General features: G+C 73.8%; 21 protein-coding genes. 9 read left to right on the top strand and 12 right to left on the bottom strand.

All coding sequences use genetic code 11. The features are described 5' to 3' along the window. Positions 1–11 precede the first annotated feature (11 nt). The 4 genes from B8281_RS08795 to B8281_RS08780 all read right to left on the bottom strand — a co-directional run bounded on the left by B8281_RS08795 (position 12) and on the right by B8281_RS08780 (position 5,497). Positions 12–1,181, bottom strand: coding sequence for a hypothetical protein (locus tag B8281_RS08795; protein WP_043652132.1), 1,170 nt, complete (start codon positions 1,179–1,181; stop codon positions 12–14). After that, positions 1,174–2,967 carry an ABC transporter ATP-binding protein gene (locus tag B8281_RS08790; RefSeq protein WP_232322740.1) on the bottom strand — a complete coding sequence of 598 codons (1,794 nt, stop codon included), beginning with the start codon at positions 2,965–2,967 and terminating at the stop codon, positions 1,174–1,176. Before B8281_RS08790 ends, B8281_RS08795 begins: the two co-directional genes overlap by 8 nt. Positions 2,968–3,036: 69 nt before the next feature. Beyond that, positions 3,037–4,266, bottom strand: coding sequence for a hypothetical protein (locus B8281_RS08785; protein WP_051027622.1), 1,230 nt, complete (start codon positions 4,264–4,266; stop codon positions 3,037–3,039). 58 nt (positions 4,267–4,324) lie between these two features. Further along, positions 4,325–5,497, bottom strand: coding sequence for a glycosyltransferase family 4 protein (locus B8281_RS08780; RefSeq protein WP_081895710.1), 1,173 nt, complete (start codon positions 5,495–5,497; stop codon positions 4,325–4,327). Between the two features lie 116 nt (positions 5,498–5,613). On the opposite strand from B8281_RS08780, the gene B8281_RS08775 reads away from it, so the two are divergent. Then, positions 5,614–7,608 (top strand): SpoIID/LytB domain-containing protein, encoded by a 1,995-nt coding sequence (locus tag B8281_RS08775; RefSeq protein ID WP_051876376.1) that lies wholly within the window; start codon positions 5,614–5,616, stop codon positions 7,606–7,608. Positions 7,609–7,821: 213 nt separating this feature from the next. Here B8281_RS08775 and B8281_RS08770 read toward each other — a convergent pair whose 3' ends face one another. The 4 genes from B8281_RS08770 to B8281_RS08755 all read right to left on the bottom strand — a co-directional run bounded on the left by B8281_RS08770 (position 7,822) and on the right by B8281_RS08755 (position 13,364). After that, complete coding sequence (locus B8281_RS08770) at positions 7,822–10,593, bottom strand: FG-GAP-like repeat-containing protein (RefSeq protein ID WP_157446608.1); 2,772 nt, start codon at positions 10,591–10,593, stop codon at positions 7,822–7,824. 91 nt (positions 10,594–10,684) lie between these two features. Further along, positions 10,685–11,671, bottom strand: a complete 987-nt coding sequence (locus B8281_RS08765; RefSeq protein ID WP_085387514.1) for a Gfo/Idh/MocA family protein — start codon at positions 11,669–11,671, stop codon at positions 10,685–10,687. Continuing rightward, positions 11,671–12,771, bottom strand: coding sequence for a DegT/DnrJ/EryC1/StrS aminotransferase family protein (locus tag B8281_RS08760; RefSeq protein ID WP_085387513.1), 1,101 nt, complete (start codon positions 12,769–12,771; stop codon positions 11,671–11,673). Before B8281_RS08760 ends, B8281_RS08765 begins: the two co-directional genes overlap by 1 nt. Beyond that, complete coding sequence (locus B8281_RS08755) at positions 12,768–13,364, bottom strand: acyltransferase (protein WP_085387512.1); 597 nt, start codon at positions 13,362–13,364, stop codon at positions 12,768–12,770. Before B8281_RS08755 ends, B8281_RS08760 begins: the two co-directional genes overlap by 4 nt. Positions 13,365–13,507: 143 nt before the next feature. Between B8281_RS08755 and B8281_RS08750 the strand changes: the two genes are divergently transcribed. The 4 genes from B8281_RS08750 to B8281_RS08735 all read left to right on the top strand — a co-directional run bounded on the left by B8281_RS08750 (position 13,508) and on the right by B8281_RS08735 (position 17,471). Then, complete coding sequence (locus B8281_RS08750) at positions 13,508–14,224, top strand: glycosyltransferase family 2 protein (protein WP_034650615.1); 717 nt, start codon at positions 13,508–13,510, stop codon at positions 14,222–14,224. A 12-nt stretch (positions 14,225–14,236) separates the two neighbouring features. Then, complete coding sequence (locus tag B8281_RS08745; RefSeq protein WP_051027616.1) at positions 14,237–14,665, top strand: DUF2304 domain-containing protein; 429 nt, start codon at positions 14,237–14,239, stop codon at positions 14,663–14,665. 69 nt (positions 14,666–14,734) lie between these two features. Further along, complete coding sequence (locus B8281_RS08740; RefSeq protein ID WP_085387511.1) at positions 14,735–16,021, top strand: LCP family protein; 1,287 nt, start codon at positions 14,735–14,737, stop codon at positions 16,019–16,021. A gap of 4 nt (positions 16,022–16,025) precedes the next feature. Then, the gene (locus tag B8281_RS08735; protein ID WP_085387510.1) at positions 16,026–17,471 is read left to right on the top strand and encodes an LCP family protein; all 1,446 of its coding nucleotides are present in this window, start codon (positions 16,026–16,028) and stop codon (positions 17,469–17,471) included. A gap of 9 nt (positions 17,472–17,480) precedes the next feature. Here the strand turns inward: B8281_RS08735 and purE are convergent, their stop codons facing one another. Then, complete coding sequence (gene purE, locus B8281_RS08730) at positions 17,481–18,020, bottom strand: 5-(carboxyamino)imidazole ribonucleotide mutase (protein ID WP_085387509.1); 540 nt, start codon at positions 18,018–18,020, stop codon at positions 17,481–17,483. Next, positions 18,017–19,258, bottom strand: coding sequence for a 5-(carboxyamino)imidazole ribonucleotide synthase (locus tag B8281_RS08725; protein WP_085387508.1), 1,242 nt, complete (start codon positions 19,256–19,258; stop codon positions 18,017–18,019). The genes purE and B8281_RS08725 overlap by 4 nt, the downstream gene beginning before the upstream one ends. 110 nt (positions 19,259–19,368) lie before the next feature. Between B8281_RS08725 and B8281_RS08720 the strand changes: the two genes are divergently transcribed. Further along, positions 19,369–19,920, top strand: coding sequence for a GtrA family protein (locus B8281_RS08720; RefSeq protein WP_085387507.1), 552 nt, complete (start codon positions 19,369–19,371; stop codon positions 19,918–19,920). Between the two features lie 21 nt (positions 19,921–19,941). Here the strand turns inward: B8281_RS08720 and B8281_RS08715 are convergent, their stop codons facing one another. Further along, entirely contained in the window at positions 19,942–21,273 is a 1,332-nt protein-coding gene (locus B8281_RS08715) for an ATP-binding protein (RefSeq protein ID WP_085387506.1), read from the bottom strand. Between the two features lie 43 nt (positions 21,274–21,316). Next, positions 21,317–22,000: a response regulator transcription factor gene (locus B8281_RS08710; RefSeq protein WP_031316534.1), complete on the bottom strand. Its 684-nt coding sequence runs from the start codon at positions 21,998–22,000 to the stop codon at positions 21,317–21,319. Positions 22,001–22,104: 104 nt separating this feature from the next. Here B8281_RS08710 and B8281_RS08705 point away from each other — a divergent pair, with 104 nt between their 5' ends. The 3 genes from B8281_RS08705 to B8281_RS08695 all read left to right on the top strand — a co-directional run bounded on the left by B8281_RS08705 (position 22,105) and on the right by B8281_RS08695 (position 25,469). Further along, on the top strand, positions 22,105–23,661 hold the full coding sequence (locus tag B8281_RS08705) for a sensor histidine kinase (protein WP_085387505.1): 1,557 nt from the start codon (positions 22,105–22,107) through the stop codon (positions 23,659–23,661). Between the two features lie 42 nt (positions 23,662–23,703). Then, positions 23,704–24,438 (top strand): response regulator transcription factor, encoded by a 735-nt coding sequence (locus tag B8281_RS08700; RefSeq protein WP_051876517.1) that lies wholly within the window; start codon positions 23,704–23,706, stop codon positions 24,436–24,438. A 218-nt stretch (positions 24,439–24,656) separates the two neighbouring features. Next, positions 24,657–25,469, top strand: a complete 813-nt coding sequence (locus B8281_RS08695; RefSeq protein WP_085387504.1) for an ABC transporter ATP-binding protein — start codon at positions 24,657–24,659, stop codon at positions 25,467–25,469. Positions 25,470–25,492 lie beyond the last annotated feature (23 nt).

Here is a 25,492-nt window from a genome sequence, read left to right as displayed (position 1 = left end):
GGCTGCTCGGGTCAGGCGCGGCCGCGCCGGTCGACGATGGCGTCGATCGCCTCCGACCAGACGCCGACGACGTTCTCGGCCGAGTACGTCGTGGCGGCGCCGTCCGCCGCGTCCTTCCACCGCGCCACCTCGTCGGCCCCCAGGTCGTCGAGGACACGGCGCAGGTCTGCGGCCTCGAAGCCGTCGGCGACCGTCCCGGCACCCGTCGTCCTGACCAGGGCCGCCATCTCGGGCGAGGGCCCCACGACGACTCCGAGCCGTGCCTGCAGGAAGTCGAAGATCTTGTTGGGCAGCGCGAAACGGCTGTTCACCGTCTGCGGCTCGAGGAGGTAGACGCCGACGTCGAACCGGTTGAGCGAGCGCACGAGCTCCGGTTGCGGCACCGGGTCGTGCACGGTCACCCGCCCGTCCGTGCCGGCCGCCCGGGCACGGAGCTCGTCCACGTACGCCTTGTTCGTCGGGACGAGGAACAGATCGAGGGTCACGTCGGCCCGCGTCGTCAGCGCCGCCTCGACGAGCTTGTGGATCCCCCGCGAGGGTGCGCCGACCCCCGCGTGCACGAGGCGGAGGGGACGGCCGACGGCGCCGGGCTCGAGCGCGTGGAACGGCGGGACGTTCGGCACCACGGCGGGCTCGAACCCGCAACGGCTCGCGTACTCTCGCGCGATACCGGGCCCGACCGTGGTGGTCGAGGCGGCGCGGCCGGCGAGCCGGGTGCAGACCCAGGCGTTGTAGACGCCGGGAAGTCGCCGACGTCCCCGCAGCGCGGCCCCCTCGAGCGGCCAGAACTCGTGGAGGTCCACGTGGAGACGGTCGAGACCGACGAGGGTCCGAGCGAGGATGACCGTGTCCACGTCGTTCGCCAGCACCACGTCGAAGTCGCGGCCGCGGAGCCTCTGCCGGGCTTCCCGGGCCCAGGCGTTGCGCCAGTAGGCGGCGCGGTACAGACGGACGCTCTTGAGCGCCTCGGTGACGAGCCCTCGCACGCGCGCCCGCCGCGGGTCGGCGGGCACGACCGGGTCGGCGACCTGCACGTGCTCGACGTCGGGGTGGGGCTGCGGTCCGAACCCGCAGGTCGTGACGTCGTAACGCTCGGCGAACAGGCGGACCTGCTTGAGCACCCGGGCGTCGCTCGCGATCGGCGAGAACGAGAGGATGAGGAGGCGCGGCCGCTCAGACATCGGCCACCTCCAGGCCCGCCAGGCGCGCCTGCACCCGGAAGTCCGGGACGACCCGCTGGAGGTCCTCGAAGGAACCCGTGGCGAGGATGCGACCGCTGTCCATGTAGGCGATCGCGTCGAACGACCGGATGGTCGCGAGCCGGTGCGCGACCGCGATGATGGTGACCTCGCCCTGCAGGTTCCGGATGGCCTGCGCCACGGCGTCCTCGGTGCGTCCGTCGAGCGCGCTCGTCGCCTCGTCGAGCACGAGCACGAGCGGGTCGGAGTAGAGCGCCCGCGCGATACCCAGTCGCTGCCGCTGGCCGCCGGAGAGGTTGGCGCCCCGCTCCTCGAGCATCGCGTCGATCCCGCCCTCGCGGGTGTCGAGCAGCTCGTCGAGCTGCGCCCGTCGCAGCGCGCTGACCACGCGCTCGCGGTCGAAGTCGTCTCCCCACGTCAGCGCGACGTTCTGGGCGATCGAGGCGGCGAACACCGCCACGCTCTGCGGGACGTACGCCACCCGGGAACGCCAGCTCCTCTGCGCCTCGGCGATGGGGACGCCGTCGACCTCGACGGTTCCCGCGGTCGGCCTCGAGAGACCGAGGAGGATGTCGACGAGCGTCGACTTGCCGGCGCCGGACGGGCCGGCGATGCCGAGCGTGCTGCCGAACGGGATCGTGAGCGTCAGGTCCTCGAGCACGTCGGTCTGGGTGCCCGGGTACCGGAAACGGACGTCGCGGAGCTCGAGGTTCCGGGGCGCGTCCGGAAGCGTGCGGACGTCGGCCAGCTCGGCCTCTCGCGCGGCCGTCTGGGCGTCGGTGATGTCCGAGACGACGTTGCGGGCGTGGACCTCGTTCGAGCTCGCCTGCGTGAGGCTGGCCTGGACCCCGTTGATCGCCGGCAGCATGCGGAAGCCGGTGAGCGTGAAGAGCGCGATCGCGGCGACCGCCTCGTCCAGCCCTCCGGACGCGTACGAGATCCCGCCCACGATGAGCATGCCCACCATGAGCGCCGCCTCCATCGTGTACTTCGGCACGATCGACAGGAACGAGATGTTCGCGCGGGAGTGTGCGGCGTGCGAGCGGATCTCGCGCACGTGGAGGCGCACCGCGTCCAGCCGCCCGCGGAGCGTGAACTCCTTCAGCGCCTCGACGAGCTCGGTCATGACCCCGGCCGCGCGGTAGGCGTAGGTCCGGTTGGTGCGCCCGGCGGCGGCGACCTTGCGCGAGAGGTACGTCGACATGAAGACGCCGACGAGGACGAGGTAGGCCATCACGGCGAGCGCGCTGACCGGCTGCGCGACCAGCAGGACCGAGGCCACCGCGACGAACGTCAGGGCGTTCGTCGGGATCGTCGAGAGCGGGATGAGGAATCCCATGATCGTGTTGGCGATGCCCGTGTCGGCCACGCGCGTCAGGTCGGACGTGCTGCGCCGCGAACGCTCTTCCCACGTCAACCGGGTGTAGGCCTGGAAGAGGCGGTCACCGACCTCGAGCTCGTACCGGGCGAACCGGCGCGTCGCCCACCACTGCAGCAGCAGGGTCGCGGCGCCCTTCAGGACGATGAGCCCGCACGCGACGACGACGAACCAGACCGCCGCGTCGGGCGGGAACGTCCCCAGGACCGGCAGCTTGATCGGAGAGCCGGTGAGCGTCGGCGTCATCACGACCGCGAAGAGACCCATCGAGAGCACGTCGAGCAGTGCGAGGGCCGTGGAGGCAGAGATGAGTCGCAGGTAGAAGCGGGAGGTCCCTGGCGGGAGGATGCGCAGCACCTGCCGGGCGACGGAGTAGAGCGACAGCAACAAGGCTCCAGGGTCGGCACGGAGACGAGGAGCCACCATCGTCCCACACGACCGGGACGAATCAGGCCACGATCACGACGGCGGATCCACCCCGAGGAAGGGCGCCAACGCTGCGGCCGCGGCGCGCCCGTCGTGGAGTCGACGGACGAGCTCCGGGCCTCGGGACGCCGCGTCCCGGGCCGCGTCACGGTCGTCGAGGAGCCGCAGGAGCACGGCGCGCAACGACCCCGCCTCCGCCTGCACGACGGGCAGGTCCGTACCGGTGCTCCGACGTACCTCGTCGCGCACCTGGTCGGAGACGTGCGACACCACCACGCGCCCCGCCGCCATCGCCTCGCAGGCCGCGACGCCGTAGCTGCCCAACGCGAACTGGTCGAGCACGACGTCCGCCCGCCGGTAGAGCTCCTGCATGCCCGCGCGGTCGAGCCCCTTCGCCTGCCGGTACTCGATCATGCCGGACTCGTCCAGCTCGCGGAGCACCGGCTCGACGAGGTCGGTGCCCTTGAGCGACCCCCTGCTCGGCGCGTGGACGACCACCGGGACCCGGCGCACCATCGGCGCGGCCTCGACCGCCCAGGTGCTCGTGTCGACGCAGACGGGGAGCCACGTCGCCCACGGCACGTCGAGCAGGAGGTCGGGCGTCGACACGAACGCAGGGACGCCCCGGTCTCTCAGCTCCCGCAGCCGGGCCAGGTTGCTCGTCGCCACCGACTCGAGCACCGCGGCGTCGCCGTACGCGCCCCGGAACGGGGAGTGCTCCTCGCGCCGCGCGTGCGCGCTCGGCAGCCGGACCTCGCTGCCGTGGCTCAGCGTGGCCACGGAGACGCCGGCCGCGCGCAGCCGCGCCACCTCGTCCGCCGTTCCGCCCCGGGACAGTCGGGGGAACAGGGGGAGCTGCGCCTCGACGATGACGTGCGTGAACTTCTCGACGGCTGCCCGCTCCGCGCGCTGCCAGCTGCGGGACGTCCGGTAGACGTGGCCCGGCACGTGCTGGTCGGCCTGGAACCCGAACCCTCCGAGCGGAGCCATGTTCCGGGCCCCGACCCCGTCGAGGTGCCGCTCGACCGCACGGGCCCAGGCGTAGCCCTGACCGGCATAGTTGGCGGGCGCGACGTAGAGCCGGACGCGTGCGTCGGGGACGTCGACCGGCGGTGGAGGCGCGACGTACGGGCGGTGCGCGGCCCACGCCGCCAGTCGCTCCTCGACCGCCGGGGGCAGCGCCGACGACGCCCGCCCTGCGAGTCGGCGGAGTCCTCCCGGCGTGCGCTGGTAGATCCGGCCGAGGACGGACGTCAGTCGCACGGCGCGGCCCCCTCGTCCTGTCGGGCGGGAGCGACCGTCACGGCGGGTCGGACGCCGCTCACGGCCGGGCCCCGCGCGACGCCCCGCGGACGACCTCGGCGACCGTGCGCGCCCGAGCCCGTGCCGAGGCGTTCTCCTCGGCCCAGCGCGCGAGCCGCGTCCGCTCCGTCGGCGCCGGTTCCACGGCGAGAAGTTCGGAGAGGGCGCGGGCGACCTCGTCGACGTCGTGGTCCACGGCCGCACCCAGGCGGTCCTGACGGATCACCGTGCGCGCGGCGCCCGGTCCGGCGTAGAGCACCGGCGTGCCGGACGCCAGTCCCGCGTACACCTTCGTCGGGAAGGCGAAGTCGTACCCGAGTCCCGGTCGCAACGAGACGAGTGCCGCGCGCGCACCGCGGAGCCAGGCCGACGCCTCGGCGGGCGGGACGGTGCGGAGCATGCGCACCGCCTCCGCCCCGTCGGGGAGGGACCGCGCGACCCGCTCGATCTCCTCCCAGGCGCTCCCCTGGCCGAGGAAGACGAGAGTCGCGCCGGGGACCGCGGCTCGGACGGCGGGGAGCGCCCGGACGAAGACGTCGGCGCCCTGCCACTCGGAGGTGGTCCCGGCGTAGACGGCGTACGGCCCCGGCGGTCGGGACGCAGCCGGTTCGCCGTCTGGTCGGAACACCTCGGTGTCGATGCCGTTGCGCACGACGGCCACGTCGCGCGCCCCGAGCTCGCGGACCCGGTCCGCGACGCCGTCGGTCACGGCCACCACGCGGGCAGCGCCCCGCAGCACCCACGACTCGACGGCGCGCAGCGCGCGGACCACGGGCCCCGGGGCCGCTCCGCTGGTGTCCGCCGCGTCGGACCAGACGTCGGCGGCGTAGTAGACGTAGGGGATCCGACGCACCGCGCACGCGAGCCGCACCGCGACACCGGTCGTCGGGGGCGGCTCGGCGACGACGACGTCGAGCGACCGCGTCAGGAGGAGCCGGAGGAACAGCGGGACGTCGAAGCTCAGGTACTGGACGTACCCGCGCACGTAGCCCTGTCGATCGCGCAGGACGGGCCAACGACGGACACGCACCCGCTCCCCGACCGGTCCGGGAACCGTGCCCCGCGGTGCGGCGACCGTGAGGACCTGGACGTCGTGACCTTCCTCGGCCAGCGCCTCGGCCAGCGCGCGGAGCCGAAACGCTGCGGCCGCGGGCTCCGGGTCGTAGATCCTGCTGGCAAGCGCGACACGCACGCGGCGTCCTTTCCTCGCTGACGGGGCGGATTCATCCTAGGTGTTCGTGTCGCGCGAACCGGCGATGACGTCGTCGGATGCCTACGCTGGTCTCCGGATCGACAAGGAGCTCACACATGCATCGAAGGTCGCTCGTCGCGAGCGTCGTCACCGCGGCGATGGTCGCCGTCCTGGGCGTGACGTCGGCAGCGGCCGCTGCCGTCGTCACCACGTCCGAGAGGGTCTACCTCCCGCCGGGCGGCGCGGTGACGATCGCCGGGCACGGGTTCGGTCACGGCCGTGGACTGTCCCAGTGGGGTGCGCGCGGTGCGGCCACGCAGGGGGTCGGGTACCAGGACATCCTCGACTTCTACTACCCCGGGACGACGCGCGTCACGCAGAACAACGCGGAGATCCGGGTGCTCGTCTCCGCGGACGACGACAACGAGGTCCGGGTCGTCGCGCAGGACGGCATGACGGCGTCCGACACGCGGAACACGAGACGGCCCATCGGGTTCCCCGGAGAGACCGTGACGCAGTGGCGCATCGTCCGGCAGGCCGAAGGTCTCTTCCTCCACGGGCTCGTCAACGGTGCGTGGCGGCCCTGGTCGCAGGGGGCGTCGTCGTCCTTCCTCGGCATCGAGGCGCCGTCGGGCACCGTGCGGCTGCTCCTGCCGAACGGCACGAGCAAGCTCTACCGCGGTTCCGTCCGAGCTGTCGAGGACGGAGCCGCACCACGCCTGCGGACCGTCAACGCGCTCCCCATGGAGTCCTACCTCCGCTCGGTGGTGCCGTCCGAGTCCCCGTCGAGCTGGCCCGCCGACGCCCTGCGGGCTCAGGCCGTCGCCGCGCGGACGTACGCGTCGTTCGACCGTGCCGCTCGTCCGAGCGCACCGTGGCACACCTGCGACACGACGTCGTGCCAGGTGTACCCCGGGTATCGCACCTACAACAGCGCCGGCGTCGTGACGACGACGCACGAGGCGAGCACGACGGACGCTGCCATCGCGGGTACGGCCAACCAGGTGCGGTACTTCGGCGGCGCCCCTGCCTTCACCCAGTTCAGCTCGTCGAACGGGGGCTGGACCGCGTCGGGGTCGCTGGCCTACCAGGTCGCCAAGCCCGACCCGTGGGACGCGATCGGGAACCCGGTGCACAGCTGGTCGCTCCGCGTCACGACGGAGAGGCTGCGCACCGCGTACCCGCAGGTGGGTACGCCCCGCTACGTCGAGACGTCGCGCAGGACGGGGGACGGCGAGTGGGGCGGCCGGGTCGTGGACGTCGTGATCGCCGGCTCGTCGGGCAGCGTCACCGTGTCGGGGAGCGCGTTCCGTTCCGCCCTCGGGCTCCGGAGCGACTGGTGGAAGCTGACCGGGAGCACCCGCCTGGACTCGGACACCACCGCCGACGGCCGCCCCGATCTCGTGGCCGTGATGAACGACGGGAGCCTCCGGTCGTACGAGGGCACGGGCGACGGCGGGTTCGCGGGCTGGCGCCAGGTCGGCAAGGGCTGGTCGGGCATGCGGCTGGTGGTGCGGGCCAACGATCTGACGAGCGACGGGCGTACGGACGTCCTCGCCGTCGACCAGACGGGCGTCCTGTGGCGCTACGAACCGGACGGCAAGGGCGGGTTCGGCTCGGCCACCAAGGTCGGGCCCGGGTGGGGCGGCTTCCGGATGATCGTCATGCCCGGGGACATCGACGGTGACGGTGCCGTCGACATGCTCGCCATCGACAGCGGCGGGGTCATGTGGCAGTACCCCGGTCGCGGCGACGGCAGCTTCCAGTCCCGGTTCCGGGTCGGTCCGGGCTGGGGAGGCATGACCGCGGTCCTCGGCGGTGGCGACTGGACCGGTGACGGTCGGGTCGACTTCGTCGCCCGAGCGGCGGACGGCCGACTCTTCCTCTACCAGGGCGGCGTGAACGGAGGATTCTCCGGCCGGCAGATCGGCACGGGCTGGTCCGGGATGCGGCTGCTGACGGTGGTCGACGACTGGGACGGCGACACCCGGCCCGACGTCCTCGCGTCCGGCAGCGACGGCGCGCTGCGGATCTACCCGTGGCTGGGCGACCGCTTCGGGTCGCCCCGCGTGATCGGGAGCGCTTGGGACGTGGTCCGCGTCCTGAGCTGAACCCGCCGTGCGTCCCGGCGTCGTCGTGCGGCACGCCGTCGGCGACGCCGGGACGGCTCCAGGCCGCGGGCTCGGCGACGACGGTGCACGACCGCCCTGCCCCGGACGAACCGTCGGCTGTCTACGCGAACCCTGCGGCCCGGGCACCGACCGCCGCGCGGCAGCGCCGTCCCGGGTCGTCCACGACGACCCGGGACGGCGCACCGAGGACGGTCATGACGTCGCGGCGCCCTGGGGCACGCTCCCGAAGGGATAGCTCGCGAGGAAGCCGCCTCGGCCGTCCCCGGGGTAGAGCCGGACCGTGCCGTCAGCCGCCACGAGCGCGATGTCGGGCCGGCCGTCGCGGGTGGCGTCACCGACACCGATGATCGACGCCGCGCCGCCCCAGCCCTGACCGATCCTGCGCGGAGCGCCGAGCTGTCCGGCACCGTTGCCCTCGCGCAGGACGAGCGCGCCGCTCTCGCGCGTCACGACGTCGGGGACGCGGCCGGTCCACGCCCCGACGCTGACGAGCGTGTCGGCACCGGGGGCGGTGCCGATGACGAACGGTCGGCCGAAACCACCTCTGCCGTCGCCCGGGTAGACCCAGATCCGGCCGGAGCCCCGCTCGAGGCTGAGGAGCGCGGGACGGCCGTCCCCGGCGAAGTTGGGAGCGCCGACGATCGACACCATCCCGCTCCATCCGACACCGATCTGCGTGGCGGTCGGCGAGAAGGCGCCGTCGCCCGTGCCGGCGTGCAGGAACAGCCGCCCGTCGGACCCGCGCACCATCAGGTCGGGGCGCCCGTCACCGTTCCAGTCACCGGAGGGGACGACCGAGGCCCCCGCCCCGACACGCACCGAGGTGGGGAGGGTCGTGCCGAACCGGTCGTCCTTCGAGTACGGGTAGCGGCGCAGGTTTCCGGAGCGGTCGACCGGGTACACCTCGATGACGTCCCCCGACCGCGTCCCCACGACCGCGGAGAACGACTGCCAACCGTTCCCGATCTGGGTCCGCGCACCGAACGACCCCTGGCCGTCGCCGGGGTACCTCCACAGGAACCCGTCCCGGTCACGGGCGATCAGGTCGGCGTGCCCGTCACCGGACGCGTCCCCGACGCCGATCAGTGTCGTCATCGCGTTCCACCCCTGGCCCAGGCGCACGGTGCCGTTGAACCCGCCCCGCCCGTCGCCCCGGTAGGTCACGAGGCGGCCGGTCGCGTCGCGCGCGACGAGCGCCGGGCCCGAGCGGAGATTCCCGATCATCGTGATGGCCGACATGCTCTGCCAGCCCCAGCCGATCTGCCGCGGGCTGCCGAAGCCACCGCGTCCGTTGTTGGGGTAGAGCCAGAGGCCTCCGTCGCTCGCTCGTCGCGCGAGCAGGTCGGGATAGCCGTTGCCGTCCCAGTCGAAGCCGCCGACGATCGCGTTCATCACGGACCAGCCCTCGCCGATCTGCCGGGGTGCTGCCCAGCCGTTCGCCGTGCGGGCCAGGAGGAAGAGCCGACCGCTCGCGTCGCGCCAGACGAGATCGCCGCGACCGTCCCGGTCCCAGTCACCGGCCGCGACGAGCGTGCGCCCGGCCCAGCCCGTGCTGACGGTGGTCGGCGCCTCCCACCCCCAGCCGCGGGGTGCCCGGAGCGAGACCGTCCCTCGCTGCTCGACGACGAGCTCGGGCAGGGCGTCGCCCGCGAGGCTCCGCGAGGTCGTCCGGAAGGGTGCCGAACCCTGGAGGGAAGCCGCCTTCGAGCGGAGCTCACCGAGCCGCGGGTACAGGTTCGCGCCCGGGCACGACGTCTGGCCGACGTCCCGGTGGCCGACGACGGCCGACATGGTGCGCCCGTCGATGCTCGCCGTCCCGTTCGCGCTGACGCCGTGGAGCGAGAGCTTCCAGGCGATCAGTCGCGACATCGCGTCCATCGCCGCGGCGGGGACGCCGACCTGGTCGTAGTTCCCCATGAGCGAGAGGCCGAACGTGTGCGAGTTCACGCCTGACGCGTGCGCGCCGACGATCGCGCGCTCCACCCCGCCCGCGCGTCCTTCCCAGATGCGACCGAACTTGTCGACGAGGAAGTTGTAGCCGATGTCGCCCCAGCCGCGGGACTGCGCGTGGTAGGTGTAGATGCCCCGGATGATCGACGGCACCTGCGCCGCGGTGTAGTTGTTGGAGCCGGCGGTGTGGTGCACCACGGCGCCGTTGACGCGGCCGACCTGCGGCGTCCAGGTCATGATCGACTCGTCGGCGCCCCACTGCGCGCGCGTGTTGATCGTCGGACGGGACACGGCGGCCGCCGCGAAGCCGTCGGGTTCGAAGGTGGTGCCGCCGGACGCGGACTCGTCGACGATCGCGGGCGGCGCGACGTCCGGCTCCTCCACGAGCCTCGTCGTCGCCACGGTCGGCTCCGCGTCCGCCTCCCCCGGCTCGATCACGACGAGGCGGATGTCCTGGGGCAGGCTGTCGGCGGCGCCGCGCACCGCGACCTCGACCTCGTCGACGTCCCCGACGAAGGCCGGCTCCGTGCCGTCGCGGAGCACGGTCGCGTCGGACCCGACCTCGTCCTCCGTCCGGTCGTCGGAGACGACCTCCTCCTGGTCGAGGACCGCCCACTCCGACCAGGTCTTGGCCGTGCGCGTCCGCAGCACCACGGTCGCACCGTCGGGTGCGGTGCCCTGCTCCCAGGTGACGCCGACCACCGCGAGGCCCGTCGTCTCGCCGGAGGTCGCGACGACCGTGCCGTCCTGCTCGGGAGCACCTGCCTCCGTGAACGGGGCGTCGGCGTCCGTGGGCGCGTCCAGCGCCTGGGGGCTCTCGTCCACAGCGAGCTCCGCGACGTCGGACTCGATCCCCTCACCGCCCTCCGGCGCCTCGAGCGAGGCGCGAGCGGGTGCCGCGGTGGCTGGTGCCGCCGTGGCGGGCGCGGCGGTCGCTGCCGTGAACGGCAGCGCGAGTACCGCGGCGCCCGCCACGAGGGATCGAAGTGACGTACCGAACCGATGCGACTGCATCGTTCCTCCCCTGTGGTCGAGATGTGTGCCTTGGGCACTCTCTCGTCACCGTACGTTCCCGGGAGAAAGTCCGCAGTGCGGGCGAGCAGGTTCAGAGGGTGATCATCGTGCCCGTACGGGACGAATCGAGCACCGCCTCCGCGACCTCGAGGGTGCGCAGCCCCTCCTCCATGGTCACGACGTCGTGGCGCAGCCCCAGCACCGCGTCGCGGAACGCCTCGTGCTCGACGCGGAGCGGCTCCCGCTTCGCGAAGGCGTACCGCGTGACGTCCCCCTCGGAGACGCCCCGGAAGGCCGAGACGGCCTCCCACTCCGTCGGGATGACCCCGTTGGCGTAGAAGGTGAGGTCGGCGGTCCCCGTGTCGGCGACGAACGCGCCGCGCTCGCCGGTGACGATGGTGACGCGCTCCTTCATCGGCGAGAGCCAGTTGACGACGTGGTTCGTCACGACGCCGTTCTCGAGACGTCCGGTCACCGTGACCATGTCCTCGTGAGGACGGCCGCTGCGGTGGGTCGTCTGCGCCGCGACCGACTGGAACGGGCTCTGGGCGACCCAGGCCGTGAGGTCGATGTCGTGGGTCCCGAGGTCCTTGACGACCCCGACGTCGGCGATGCGCGCGGGGAAGGGGCCCTGGCGGCGGGTCGCGATCTGGTACACCTCGCCGAGCTCGCCCGCCTCCGTGCGGCGGCGGAGCTCCTGGAGCGCGGGGTTGAAGCGCTCGATGTGCCCGACGGCGCCCACCAGGCCGGCCTCCGCGAACGCCTGGGCGACCTTCCGGCCGGCCTCGCTCGTGGCGGCGATGGGCTTCTCGACGAGCGTGTGGATGCCGGCGGCGGCGAGGGCGAGCGCCACGTCCTCGTGGAAGACGGTGGGCACCGCGACGACGGCCATCTGGATCCCGGCGACGATCAGCGCGTCGACGTCGGGGAGGACGTCGAGGTCACCCGACACGCCGTAGGGGTCGCCGCCCGGGTCGGCGACGGCTACGAGGTCGACGCCGTCGATCTCGCGGAGCACCCGGGCGTGGTGCCGACCCATGGCACCGAGGCCGATGAGGCCTGCGCGGAGGTCGGCCATCACGCACCTGCCTTCACGACGGTGTTGACCGCGGTGACGATGCGGTCGAGGTCGGCCTGGGTGAGCGACGGGTGCACCGGCAGGGAGATCACCTGCTGCGCCGCGATCTCGGTCTCGGGCAGGTCGAGGCCCGGCGCGAAGTGCCGCAGGCTCTCGAGACGGTGGTTGGGGATCGGGTAGTAGACGCCCGAGCCCACGCCGTGCTCCTCGCGCAGCGCGGTCACCACGCCGTCGCGGTCGTCGGCGACCCGGATCGTGTACTGGTGGTAGACGTGCACCGCCCCGTCGGCGACGGGCGGCGTGACGACGCCCTCGAGGTTCTCGGTGAGGAACGCCGCGTTGCGCTGACGGTCCGCGGTCCAGCCCTGGACCTTGGTGAGCTGCACCCGGCCGATCGCCGCGTGGACGTCGGTCATGCGGGCGTTGAAGCCGACGACCTCGTTCGCGTACTGGCGCTCCATGCCCTGGTTGCGCAGCAGCCGGACGTTGCGGGCGACCTCGTCGGTCGCGCAGGACACCATGCCGCCCTCGCCCGACGTCATGTTCTTCGTCGGGTAGAGGCTGAACATCGCGAACGTGCCGAACGAGCCGACCGGACGGCCGTCGAGCGTCGCGCCGTGCGCCTGGGCCGCGTCCTCGAAGAGCAGCAGACCGTGCTCCTCGGCGATCGCTCCGAGCGCCGTCATGTCCGCCGGGTGACCGTAGAGGTGCACCGGCATGATCGCCTTCGTGCGCTCGGTGATCGCGGCGCGCACCGCGTCGGGCGACAGGCAGAAGTGGTCCGCCTCGATGTCCGCGAACACCGGCGTCGCGCCGGTCAGCGCGACCGAGTTCGCGGTCGCCGCGAACGTGAACGACGGGACGATCACCTCGTCGCCCGGGCCGATGCCCGCGGCGAGGAGGCCCAGGTGGAGGCCGGAGGTCCCGGAGTTGACCGCGACGCACGTGCGCCCGCCGACGAGCACGTCGGCGAACTCCTGCTCGAAGGCGGCGACCTCCGGGCCCTGGGCGATCATCCCGCTGCGCAGCACGCGGTCCACGGCCGCTCGCTCGTCGTCCCCGACGATCGGCTTCGCCGCGGGGATCAGTGTCTGGCTCATTCGGCCGCAACCTCTCTGATGGTGTCGTCGTTCTCTTCGTAGCGGGCCCCCGTCACCGGGCACACCCAGTGCTCGCCGTCGCGCTCCAACGGTCGGCCTGCTCGTCCGACCCAGCCGACCCGTCGCGCGGGAACCCCGACGACGATGGCGTGGTCCGGGACGTCCTTGGTGACGACGGCGCCGGCGGCCACGGTCGCCCAGGCGCCGATCGTGACGGGGGCGACGCACACGGCGCGCGCACCGATCGCTGCCCCCTCGCCGATCGTCACGCCGACGGCGTGCCAGTCGTCCGCGCTCTTCAGCGTGCCGTCGGGGTTCACGGCGCGCGGGTAGGTGTCGTTCGTCAGCACCACGGCGGGACCGATGAAGACGCCGTCCGCGAGCGTCGCCGGCTCGTACACGAGGGCGTAGTTCTGCACCTTGCAGTTCCGGCCCATCTGCACGCCGGTGCCGATGTAGGCGCCTCGTCCGACGACGCACGACTCCCCCATCGACACCCCCTCGCGCACCTGGGCGAGGTGCCAGATCTGGCTGCCGTCGCCGATCGCGGCACTCTCGGCGACGTCGGCGCTGGGTGCGATGCGCACACTCATGATGGGAGGAGCTCCTCGCTCTCGACAGCAGTGGGCGGGCTCACTCTAACCGCGGCACCGCACCGGCCAGCCTACCGACGCGGTCGGCACGGGACGACTGACCTTCGTCCTGACCTCGCTCCGGATGCTGCAAGAATGAGGGCATGGACTTTTCGGACGCGGCGACGGACGGTCGCGCGCCCACCCGCACCGTCACCGACGACGTCTGGCTCGTGATCCCGCTCTACAACGAGGACGCGGTGGTCGGCGACGTCGTCGCCGAGGCGCGCAAGACCTTCCCGAACGTCGTCTGCGTCGACGACGGCAGCACGGACGACTCCGCGGAGCGCGCCCGCGAGGCGGGCGCCGTCGTGGTCCGCCACGCGGTGAACCTCGGCCAGGGCGCCGCGCTCCAGACCGGCATCGAGTACGCGCGGGCGCAGGAGGGCGCGCGGTACCTCGTGACGTTCGACGCGGACGGCCAGCACCAGGTCGAGGACGCGCTCGCGATGGTGGAGCTCGCGCGCGCCGAGGACGTGGCGATCGTGTTCGGCTCGCGCTTCCTCGACGACCGCACGAGGCCGGGGCTCCTCAAGCGCCTCGTCCTGCGGACGGCGGTGTGGTTCACCAACCAGAGCACCGGGCTGCGGCTCACCGACGCGCACAACGGCCTCCGGGTCATCCGCGTGGACGCGGCGCGGCACGTCGACCTTCGCCAGGACCGGATGGCCCACGCGAGCGAGATCGTCCTCCAGCTCGGCCGGACGCGGCTGCCGTGGCGGGAGCACCCGGTCCACGTCCTGTACACGGACTACTCCAAGGCCAAGGGCCAGTCGCTCTGGAACTCGGTCAACATCCTCGTCGACCTCGTCTTCAAGTAGCAGGGATCGGTCATGCTCATCCAGGTCATCCTCGTCGCCGCGGTCGTCGTGGTGACCGTGCTGCTCACCCGGTCGACCGCGAACGCCCGGCACCAGGCGATCCGTCGTCTGCTGCTCGTCGCGTTCGTCATCGGCGCGGTCCTCGCGATCCTCTTCCCGGAGTGGCTCACCTTCGTCGCCAACCTGCTCGACGTCGGGCGAGGCACCGACCTGCTGCTCTACGCGCTGGTGATCGCGTTCGTCAGCTTCATCGCGACGAGCCACCGGCGCACGAACCAGCTCGAGCGGAAGATCACCGTGCTCACGCGCGAGCTCGGCCTGGCCGAGGCCACGCTCGAGCGCGTCGACGACTCGGTCGGCCAGCTCGAGCACGACGAGTCCGCGCGGACCGCCACGATCGACGACGGCGTGGTGCCCACGCGTCCCCGGTCGGAACCGTAGGTTCCACAACTCCTCCACGCCGCGAGCCCCGTGCACGCGCCAGCGCGTCGCGGCGTCCGCCTATGCTCGATGCCCGTGACCCCACGCTCCCGCGCCCAGAACCGCAGCGCCGCGGCCTCCCGGCCGTCGCGCGGTCCTGCGCACGCGAGGCGGCAGCGCACCCACCGGGTCGCGCGCTCGGTGGGCCTCGTCGCCACGGCCGTCCTCGCGTTCGGCGCGGTCGGCGGCGCCTCGGCGCTGTCGAACATCCAGGGCAACATCACGTCGTCGAGCGCGCTCGACCTGCTCGACGACCGTCCCGCGCAGACCACCCCGGACCCGAGCGACCCGAACGCCGGGAAGCCCCTCAACATCCTCGTGATGGGGTCCGACGCGCGCGGCGGGGAGAACGGCCACGACGTCGAGGGCGTCGAGGGCATGCGCTCGGACACGACGATCCTCGTGCACGTGTCCGCCGACCGCTCGCGCGTGGAGATGATCTCGATCCCGCGCGACTCGCGCGTCGACGTCCCGGCGTGCAACACGACGAGCGGGAAGACGACCGCCCCCGCCAACACCCGCTTCAACGCGGCGTTCGCCAACGGGGCGACCGTCGGCGGCGACGTGGACTCCGCCGCCGCGTGCACCATGCAGACCGTCGAGAGCCTCACCGACGTCTACGTCGACGGTTTCGTCGTCGTCGACTTCGCGGGCTTCCAGAACATGGTGTCCGCGATCGGCGGGGTGCGCATGTGCATCCCCGAGGCGATCGACTCCCCCAAGGCGGACCTGAAGCTCGCCGCGGGGTGGCAGACGCTCGACGGCGCCCAGGCGCTCGGCTTCGCGCGCGCCCGGTACGGGGTGGGCGACGGGTCGGACCTCAGCCGCATCGGCCGGCAGCAGCAGCTCCTCGCCGCGACGGTCAACCAGGTGCTGTCGAAGAACGTGCTCTCGGACCTCGGCCAGATCTACGGCTTCGTCGACGCGGGCACCAGGTCGCTGACGACGAGCGACAACCTCTCGTCGATCCCGAGCCTCGCCGGGCTCGCCTTCAGCCTCCGGGGCGCGACGAGTGGCAACATCACCTTCATGACCGTTCCCAACGCGCCGGACCCGCGGGACCCCGACGCGAAGGTCGTCTGGACCTCGGAGGCCGACGAGCTGTGGGCGAAGGTGCGCGCGGACGAGCCGATCGTGACGCCCGCCCCCGCGGCCGACCAGCCGGCGGTCGACGCCGCGACCGACGCGCCACCGGCGAGCGAGGGCGACGACGCCCCGGTGCCGGACACCGCCTCGGACGAGCCCGCGCCGGTGCAGACGAAGGAAGCCGGCAAGGAGGCGTTCTCCGCCGCCGACGAGACCGCGCAGTGCGGGTGATCCCATGACCGACTCCCGCGATCCCCGGTCGCTGCCCCCGAGCTTCACGCCCCAGGGCGGTCGCTCGCCCCGGCCTACGTCGGCCGACGACGCGATCGCCGTCGGGAACAGCGGTCGCCCCCGTCCGCCGGCCCGGCCCGTGCCCGACGACGCCGTCCGGGCCGAGCCACGCATCCGGCGCCAGTCGTCGCGCGAGATCCCCGTGACCCCGGCCCGCCAGGGCACGCCGCCGCCGGCGCCGCCCGCGGGGCGAGCACGACCTCGGAGCGAGCCCGCGGCCTCGGCGCTGCCCCCGTCCGTCGCGCCGGCGCGGTCGCCCGAGCGCTCGGCTCCCGCTCGCGTCTCGTCGTCCCCGCACGCGAGCGCGCGCGCCGCGACCGCGACCGCGGGACGTCGACCCACCGCGGCACCTCGCCCGCGCCCGGCCGGCCCCGGCGGCCCGGGCAGCGGACGCCCACCCACCGCCACCGGGGCGTCCCGTCCGGGCGGCGGCTTCCGCGTCCGCAAGGGCCGCATCGTCGGGCTCGTCGCCGGCGTCGTCATCGTCGCGCTCCTCGCCTGGCCCGTCGGCCTCCTCCTCTGGGCCAACGGCAAGATCCAGCACGTCGAGGCGCTCTCCGGCGCTCCCGGCACCGCGGGCAACACCTACCTGCTCGCCGGGTCGGACGCGCGGGGGGACGGTATCAGCGAGGACGGCACCGAAGGCGCCCGCACCGACACGATCATGGTCCTCCACGCGCCGCCGAGCGGCCCGGTCGCGCTCATCAGCCTGCCGCGCGACACGTACGCGGAGATTCCGGGCAACGGGTCGAGCAAGCTCAACTCGGCGTACTCCTGGGGCGGCCCGGCGCTGCTCGTGCAGACCGTGGAGCAGCTCACCGGCCTCACGGTCGACCACTACGTCGAGGTCGGGTTCGGCGGTGTCGAGGGGATCGTGGACGCCGTCGGCGGCGTCGAGCTGTGCCTCGACTACGACGTGGACGACCCGAAGAGCGAGCTCGTCTGGACGGCGGGCTGCCACGTGGCCGACGGGCACACCGCGCTCGCGTTCTCGCGCATGCGGTACTCGGACCCGCAGGGCGACATCGGACGGGCCGAGCGTCAGCGCCAGGTCATCGGCGCGATCAGCTCGCAGGCGGCGAACCCCAGCATCCTCTTCCGCCCGGGCGACCAGGTCTCGTTGCTCGACTCCGGGCTGGGTGCCCTCACCGTGGACGAGAAGACCGGCATCGTGGACCTCGGCAAGCTCGCGCTCGCCTTCCGCAAGGCCAACGGGCCGGACGGCATCACCGGCACCCCGCCGATCTCGAACCCCGACTTCCGCCCCGGCGGGAACCTCGGGTCGACCGTGCAGCTCGACCCCGAGACGGTCGGCCAGTTCTGGGTCGACATCCGGGACGGCAACCTCGCGCCCGGTCAGGTGGGCGGCCTCCCGCAACCGACGGGCTGACGCCTCGGCTCAGGCGCCGAAGCCGGTGCGCTGCTCGCCGGCGCGCGACGCGCGCAGCCGGCCACCCTTGGCACGCGCCTGCTCCCCCAGGTCCGCCTGGAAGGCGACCATGCGCTCGCGCAGCCGCGCGGCGTCGTCGTCGGTGCCCGCGGCGAGGATGCGCGCGGCGAGCAGGCCCGCGTTGCGCGCGCCGCCGACCGACACCGTCGCGACGGGGACGCCCGCGGGCATCTGCACGATCGACAGCAGCGAGTCCATGCCGTCGAGGTGGCGCAGCGGCACGGGGACGCCGATGACGGGCAGGGGCGTGACGGCGGCGAGCATGCCCGGCAGGTGGGCCGCTCCCCCGGCGCCCGCGACGATCACGCGCAGGCCGCGCTCCGCGGCGGTGCGGCCGTAGTCGATCATCTCGACGGGCATCCGGTGGGCGGAGACGACGTCGACCTCGACGGGCACGTCGAACTCGGCCAGCGCGTCGGCGGCGGCCTCCATGACGGGCCAGTCGGAGTCCGACCCCATGACGATGCCGACGACAGGGTTCTGGCTCATGCGCGCTCCTCGTTCGGGTCGGTCGCGGGGCGCTCGCCCCGCAGGGTCGCGGCGGCGGCCAGGGCCCGACGCCGGACGTCGTCCAGGTCGTCGCCGCTCACGTTGACGTGGCCGAGCTTGCGCCCGGGACGCACGCCCTTGCCGTAGAGGTTGACCCGGGCGTCGGGGAACGCGGCGAGGACGTCGGGCAGCGCGTCGGTGAGCTCGTCGAGGGTCGAGCCGAGGACGTTCGCCATCACGGTCCAGCGCGCGGTCGCCGCGGTGTCGCCGAGCGGGAGGTCGAGCACGGCGCGCAGGTGCTGCTCGAACTGGCTCGTCACCGCGCCGTCGATCGTCCAGTGGCCGGAGTTGTGGGGGCGCATCGCGAGCTCGTTGACCAGCACGCGCGGGCCCTCCTCCCCCGGGACCTCGAACATCTCGACCGCGAGCACCCCCGTGACGCCGAGCCCCTCGGCGATCCGCACGGCGGCGTCGCGTGCGCGCTCCGCCTCGGCGTCGGTGAGGCCGGGCGCGGGCGCGATCACCTCGGCGCACACGCCGTCGCGCTGGATCGACTCCACGACGGGCCAGGTACGCACCTCGCCCCGCCCGTCCGCGCCGCCGCTCGGGCGCCGGGCGACGAGCACGGCGAGCTCGCGCGTGAACGGGACCTTCTCCTCGACGAGGAGCTCGGGGCCGTCCGTCGCGGCCGACTCGATCCACTCCGCCACCTGCTCGGGGCCGCCCTCCGCGGCCGAGACCACGCGGACGCCCTTGCCGTCGTACCCGCCGCGCGCCGTCTTCACCACGGCCTCGCCCCCGACCTCGGCGAGGAAGTCGGTGAGCGCGGCCCGCGCCGCCGTCGGGTCCGTGGGGAGCGCGGCCCAGCGCGGGCACGGCACGCCGAGCTCGGTGAGCCGGCGGCGCATGACGATCTTGTCCTGGGCGTGGACGAGCGCGTCCGGGCCCGGGCGCACGGGCGTGCCGTGCTCGAGGAGGTCGGTGAGCAGCGCGTTCGGGACGTGCTCGTGCTCGAACGTCAGGACGTCCGCCGGGGCGGCGCCCGCGGGGGCGATGAGGGAGCGCACCGCGGCCTCGTCGGACGCGACGCCGACGGGCGCGTCCACGACGACCTGGGCCGCGGACGAGTCCGCGGCCTCCACGAGCACACGCAGGTGCACGCCGAGCTCTCCGGCCGCGGGGGCCATCATGCGTGCGAGCTGTCCTCCGCCGACCACGGCGATCACTGGGGCTGCCACGTGCACCCACCCTAGTGCCTGGCCGCGGGACGGCCCTCCTTCGACCGCCCGTCGGACGGACGGCGGACGGCACCCGGGCGGGGCCCAGGACCGGCCGGTAGCCTCGAGGGGTGGTGAACGACCTGGACCGGCGAGCGGAGACGTCCGCGACGTCCGGGTCGCGCCGCGAGCGCGTGCTGGCGCGGGTCCGCGAGCTCGCGAAGTTCGGGTCGGTCGGCGCGCTCGCGTACGTCGTCGACCTGGGCCTGTTCAACCTGCTGAGCTTCGGCCCGGGCGAGCTGCTCGGCCACAAGCCGCTCACCGCGAAGATCGTCTCCGTCGCCGTCGCGACGCTCGTGGCGTGGGTCGGCAACCGGTACTGGACGTTCTCGGACCGGCGCACGCAGTCGCGCGGGCGCGAGCTCGCGGCGTTCGTCGTCGTCAACGTGGGCGGCATGCTCATCGCCGTGGGGTGCCTCGCGATCTCGACGTACGCGCTCGGGCTGACGTCGCCGCTCGCCAAGAACGTCTCGGCGAACGTCGTGGGGCTCGCCCTGGGCACGGCTTTCCGCTACGTCGCGTACCGCCACCTCGTCTTCACGGGAGACCGCGCCGACGCCGCGACCCCGGCGAAGGCCGCGGACGGCGCGCCTCGCCCTCCTGCGGACGTGCGGACCGACTGAGCCGCACGCGTCCCGGAGGTGTCAGCCGCGTCGGCGCCGGCGTCGGCCACCGGCCGCGACGGCCGTCCCCGTCGGCAGCACGACGCGCGGGTCGAGGCGCCGCGGCACCCCCGCGAGGAAGAGCGCGAAGACCGCGGGCCGACGCTGCGCCAGCTCCAGGCGGCCGCCGTCGGACGCGGCGAGGTCCCGGGCGAGCGCGAGGCCGAGACCGGTCCCCGCGCCCGAGGTGACCTCACGCTCGAAGATGCGCGGCGCGAGGTCGTCGGGGACGCCCGCGCCCTCGTCGGACACCTCGGTGACGATGGCGCCGCTCGTGCCGGACGGGCGCGCGCGGACCGTCGTCGTGCCGCCGCCGTGCTTGAGCGAGTTCTCGATGAGCGTGGCCAACACCTGAGCGAGCGCGCCGGGCGTCGCGAGCACCTGGTACTCGGGCGGCACGTCGACGACGAGCCGGCGTCCCGCCTTGGCGAACGTCGGCACCCACTCCTCCTCCTGCTGGTGCACGACGTCGAGCAGGCTCACCGCCTCCGTCGTCCCGCCCTGCGCGCGCCGTGACGACGCGAGGAGGTCGTCGACGACCCCGACCAGCCGCTCGACCTGCTCGAGGGAGATCCGCGCCTCCTCCTGGACGGCCGGGTCGTCGGACGCGAGGGAGATCTCCTCGAGCCGCATGCTCAGGGCCGTGAGGGGCGTGCGGAGCTGGTGCGACGCGTCGGCCGCGAACTGACGCTCCGCGGCGAGCCGGCCCGCGAGCCGGTCGGAGCTGCGCGCGAGCTCGGCCGCGACGAGGTCGATCTCCTCGACGCCCGAGGGTTCGAGCCGTGGGCGCACCTGCCCCGAGCCGAGCTGCTCCGCCGACGCCGCGAGGTACACGAGCGGCGCGGCGATGCGGTTCGCCTGCCACACGGCCATCCCGATGCCCGCGGCGAACGCCACGATCGCCGCGGCCACGACGAGCAGCACGACCTGCGCGGCCCGGAGGTAGGCGTCCCAGTAGGAGACGGTGAGGGTCACGAGCGCGCCGGAGTCGGAGTGCAGGGGCTGCTCGATCTCGCGGCCCGTGACCTCGTCGCCCGCCGTGAGCACCGTGCCGTCGGGCAGCGCGACGTAGACGTGCGCCGGAGGGTCGCTCGCGCGGGGCTGGACCGCGTCCTCGATGACGTGGTCCGGGATCTCGTCACCCGTCGCGAGGCGCGCGTCGATGGACCGGGAGAGGCGCTCGACGCGCGAGGAGAGGTCGTCGACCTCGCCCTGGAGCACGAACCGGGCGCCGTAGAAGGCGAGGGGGAACCCGAGGAGGATCACGGCGACGGCCACGGCCGCCACCGTCGCCTGCAGCATCCGACGCCGCACGCTGCTCCTCGCTCCCCGTGTCCCTCGTCCCGTCAGGGGACGGTCAGCTCTCGCCGGTCTCGAAGCGGAAGCCGAGGCCCCGGACGGTCGAGATGTAGCGCGGCGCGTTGGCGTCGTCACCGAGCTTGCGGCGCAGCCACGACACGTGCATGTCGAGCGTCTTCGTCGAGCCGACGGGCTCCGAGCCCCACACGTCGCGCATCAGGGCGTCGCGGACGACGACCGAGCCCGCGCTCGCGACGAGCACGCGCAGCAGCTCGAACTCCTTGGTGGTCAGGTGGAGCTCGCGCTCGCCCTGGAACGCCCGGTGCGCGGAGACGTCGATGCGGACGTCCTGCGCCGCGAGCTCCTCCTCGTCGACCTGCTCGCCGTGCGAGCGCCGCAGGAGCGCCCGGACCCGGGCGAGGAGCTCCGCGAGGCGGAACGGCTTGGTGACGTAGTCGTCGGCGCCCGCGTCGAGCCCCACGACGAGGTCGACCTCGTCGGCGCGCGCGGTGAGCACGAGCACGGGCGTGGTCAGGCCCTTGTGACGGATCTCGCGTGCGACGTCGAGGCCGTCCATGTCCGGAAGGCCCAGATCGAGCACCACGATGTCCGCACCGCTGGCCGAGTCGATCGCCCCTTGACCAGTTCCTTGGACGACGACGTTGTAACCCTCACGTGTCAGTGCGCGCGCCAAAGGTTCGGCAATCGCCGGGTCGTCCTCCGCTAGCAGTACGTGGGTCATTCGCTCATGCTAGGGCATCAGTACGACTTCGGTCCCATCGTGCCCGATGAACTCTGCGACCCTGGTCGGACGCCACGGGAGCGCCCCCTGCCTAGGCTGGACGCATGGGTTGGTACGAGCGCCTCGGGCAGTGGTCCGACGAGCACCGCTTCGGTGTGGACCTCACCGTCACGCTCGTCCTCGCGGTGGTGTTCGTGCCCGCGTCGGCGGCGTTCTCCGCGTCCGGCGCGAGCGGCGTCGGCACGAGCGGCGGCTGGGCCGCGTTCTGGGCCGTGCTGCTCCTCGCCCCGCTCCCCTGGCGACGCTCGCACCCGCTCGCGTCGGCGGTCACGGTGTACTCGGTCGCGCTCGTGCACCTGCTCGCGGGCTACCTCCTCATCTTCCCCGCCGACTTCGCCGTGCTCGTCGCGCTCTACTCGGTCACGGTCTACGGGCCGCGCTGGGCGCACCGCACCGCGATCGTCGCCTCGCTCGTCGGCGCGGTGGTCCTGGGCGTCGCGCTCGGGCTGCTGTCGGGCCGGCTCACCGACCTCGCGCTCATGGTCTTCCTCACGTCCGCGTTCGGCGGGATGACGTTCCTCGCCGTCTGGGCGTTCGGCCTCGTGCGGCGGTCCCGGCGCGAGACGATCGCCGCGCTCGTCGACCGCGCCGAGCGCCTCGAGGTCGAGCGCGACCAGCAGGCCCAGATCGCGACCGCCGCCGAGCGGGCGCGCATCGCCCGCGAGATGCACGACATCGTGGCCCACTCGCTGTCCGTCATCATCGCCCAGGCCGACGGCGGCCGGTACGCCGCCGCCCACGACCCCGACGCCGCGGCCCGCGCGCTCGCGACCGTCTCGGAGACGGGCCGCACCGCCCTGGCCGACATGCGTCGTCTGCTCGGCGTGCTGCGGTCCGAGCCGCCGCGCCCGCCCGCGCCGGGGGCCGCCGTCGGGCCTGCGGGCACCCTGGCGCTGCCCGCGGGGCGCGGCGGCGTCCCCGGCCCGGGCTCGCCGTCCGGACCCGGTGCGGCCACGCAGCAGCTCCCGGGGAACCCCCCGCCGGCCGCGCTCGAGCGCGCGCCGCAGCCCGACGCCGCCGACCTCGAGAGCCTCGTCGCCCAGGTGCGCGACAGCGGGATGCGCGTGTCGTTCGTGCGCGTGGGCGAGGCGCGCACCCTGCCGCCCGGGGCCGGGCTCACGGTCTACCGCGTCTGCCAGGAGGCGCTCACCAACGTCCTCAAGCACGCGGGACCGGACCCGGAGGTCACGGTCGTCGTGCGCTGGGGCGCCACGACCCTCGACCTCGAGGTCGAGGACGACGGCCGCGGCGCCTCCAGCGCGGCGGAGGCCCGGCAGGACGCCCGCTCCGGCGGGTACGGCGTGCTCGGGATGCGCGAGCGGGCCGCGCTCTTCGGCGGGTCCGTCCAGGTGGGGCCGCGCGCGGGCGGCGGCTTCCGCGTGCACCTGCGCCTGCCCGTGCCGCCGGTCCCCGGTCGCTCGCCCGCGCCGCCCGGCCCCGCGCCGTCGGGACCTGTGCCGCCGGGCCCCGCGCCGTCTGGCCCCGTGCCGTCGGGGCCCGCGCTGCCGGGCAGGTCGGGACCGTCGGGCAGGATGGGACCGGGCAGGACGGCCACGGGACCGGCTCCGGGCCTGTTCGCCCCGCCCCCGCCGCCCCCCTGACCCGCGCGCGAGCCCTCCGACCGGACCGACCGACAGGACACCATGACCGACGCCCTCCCCGTGCCCGGCGACGCGTACGCCACCGAGCCGCACGCCCCCGTGCGCATCGCGCTCGTCGACGACCAGCAGCTCGTGCGCGCGGGCTTCCGCATGGTGATCGACTCCCAGCCCGACCTCACGGTCGCCGTCGAGGCGGGCGACGGGCTCCAGGCACTGCGCCTGCTCGCGGACCACCCGGTCGACGTCGTGCTCATGGACGTGCGCATGCCGCACCTCGACGGGCTCCAGACGACGGCCCGCCTCACCGCGGCGGCGGCCGACGGCGCGCACGCCCCCAAGGTCATCGTCCTCACGACGTTCGACCTCGACGAGTACGTGCTCGAGGCGATCCGCTCGGGCGCGAGCGGCTTCCTGCTCAAGGACGCGCCGCCCGAGGAGATGCTGGCCGCGATCCGGACGGTGCACCGCGGCGACGCGGTCATCGCGCCGTCGTCCACGCGGCGCCTGCTCGAGCACCTCGTGACGGCGCTGCCCGCCGAGCAGGTCCAGGACTCGCCCGCGCACGCGGCCGTCGAGGGCCTCACCGAGCGCGAGCGCGAGGTGCTCGTGCTCATGGCGCGCGGCCGCTCCAACACCGAGATCGCGAGCGACCTGTTCGTCGCCGAGGCGACGGTCAAGACGCACGTCGGGCGCATCCTCGCCAAGCTCGGCGCACGCGACCGCGTGCAGGCCGTCGTGACGGCCTACGAGACGGGGCTCGTGCGCCCCGGCGCCTGACCCGCTCCGCCCGCGCCCCACCGGTCCCCGACCGGTGGGGCGTCGTCGTGTCCACCCTGGGCGGGGCACTCCTACGACCAGAGGATGACCCGGCCCGCGGCCATGACCCGACCGTCGCCGGACGCGGCGGGCCGGGCCCTCTCCGTAGCGTCGTCCACGATCCCGACGCACGCCCGTGACCACCGGTCCGCGTGCGGCACGACGAACCAGGAGACGACGTGGACACGACCGTGTACCGACCCACCGACCCGGCCCCCGCCGGCCCGCCCGCGGTGCGGGCCCGCACGCTGCGCAAGACCTACGGCACGGGCGAGGCGGCGGTGCACGCGCTCGACGGCGTCGACGTGGACTTCGAGCGCGGGCACTTCACGGCCATCATGGGGCCGTCGGGCTCGGGCAAGTCGACGCTCATGCACCTGCTCGCGGGCCTCGACACCGCGACGAGCGGGCACGCCTTCATCGGGGACACCGAGGTCACTGGGCTCAACGACAGCGCGCTCACGCAGCTGCGCCGCGACCGCGTGGGCTTCGTGTTCCAGTCGTTCAACCTCCTGCCGATGTTCACGGCGGAGCAGAACATCACGCTCCCCGTGGAGCTCGCGGGCGGCAAGGTGGACCGTGCGTGGTTCGAGACGCTCGTGCGCACGCTCGGCCTCGAGGCGCGCCTGAGCCACCGTCCGAGCGAGCTGTCCGGCGGGCAGCAGCAGCGCGTCGCCATCGCGCGCGCCCTCATCGCCGGCCCGGAGGTCGTGTTCGCCGACGAGCCGACGGGCAACCTCGACTCGCGCTCGGGCGCGGAGGTGCTGAGCTTCCTGCGCCGCTCGGTGCGCGAGCTCGGCCGCACGATCATCATGGTCACGCACGACCCGACGGCCGCGGCCTACGCGGACCGCGTCGTGCTCATCGCCGACGGGCGCATCGCGGGCGACATCACGGACCCGACGCCGGAGTCGGTGCTCGCAGGGCTCGACGCGCTCCGCACGCTCGACGCCGGCACCGACGGCCCCGCCCCGCAGGCGGTGCGCGCCTGATGTTCCGGCTCACCCTGGCGCAG

The organism is Cellulosimicrobium sp. TH-20, assembly GCF_002105775.1.
Lineage (GTDB): Bacteria > Actinomycetota > Actinomycetes > Actinomycetales > Cellulomonadaceae > Cellulosimicrobium > Cellulosimicrobium funkei.
Note: the sequence above shows the minus strand (reverse complement) of the source record. Positions and strands in the feature narration are given on the sequence as shown.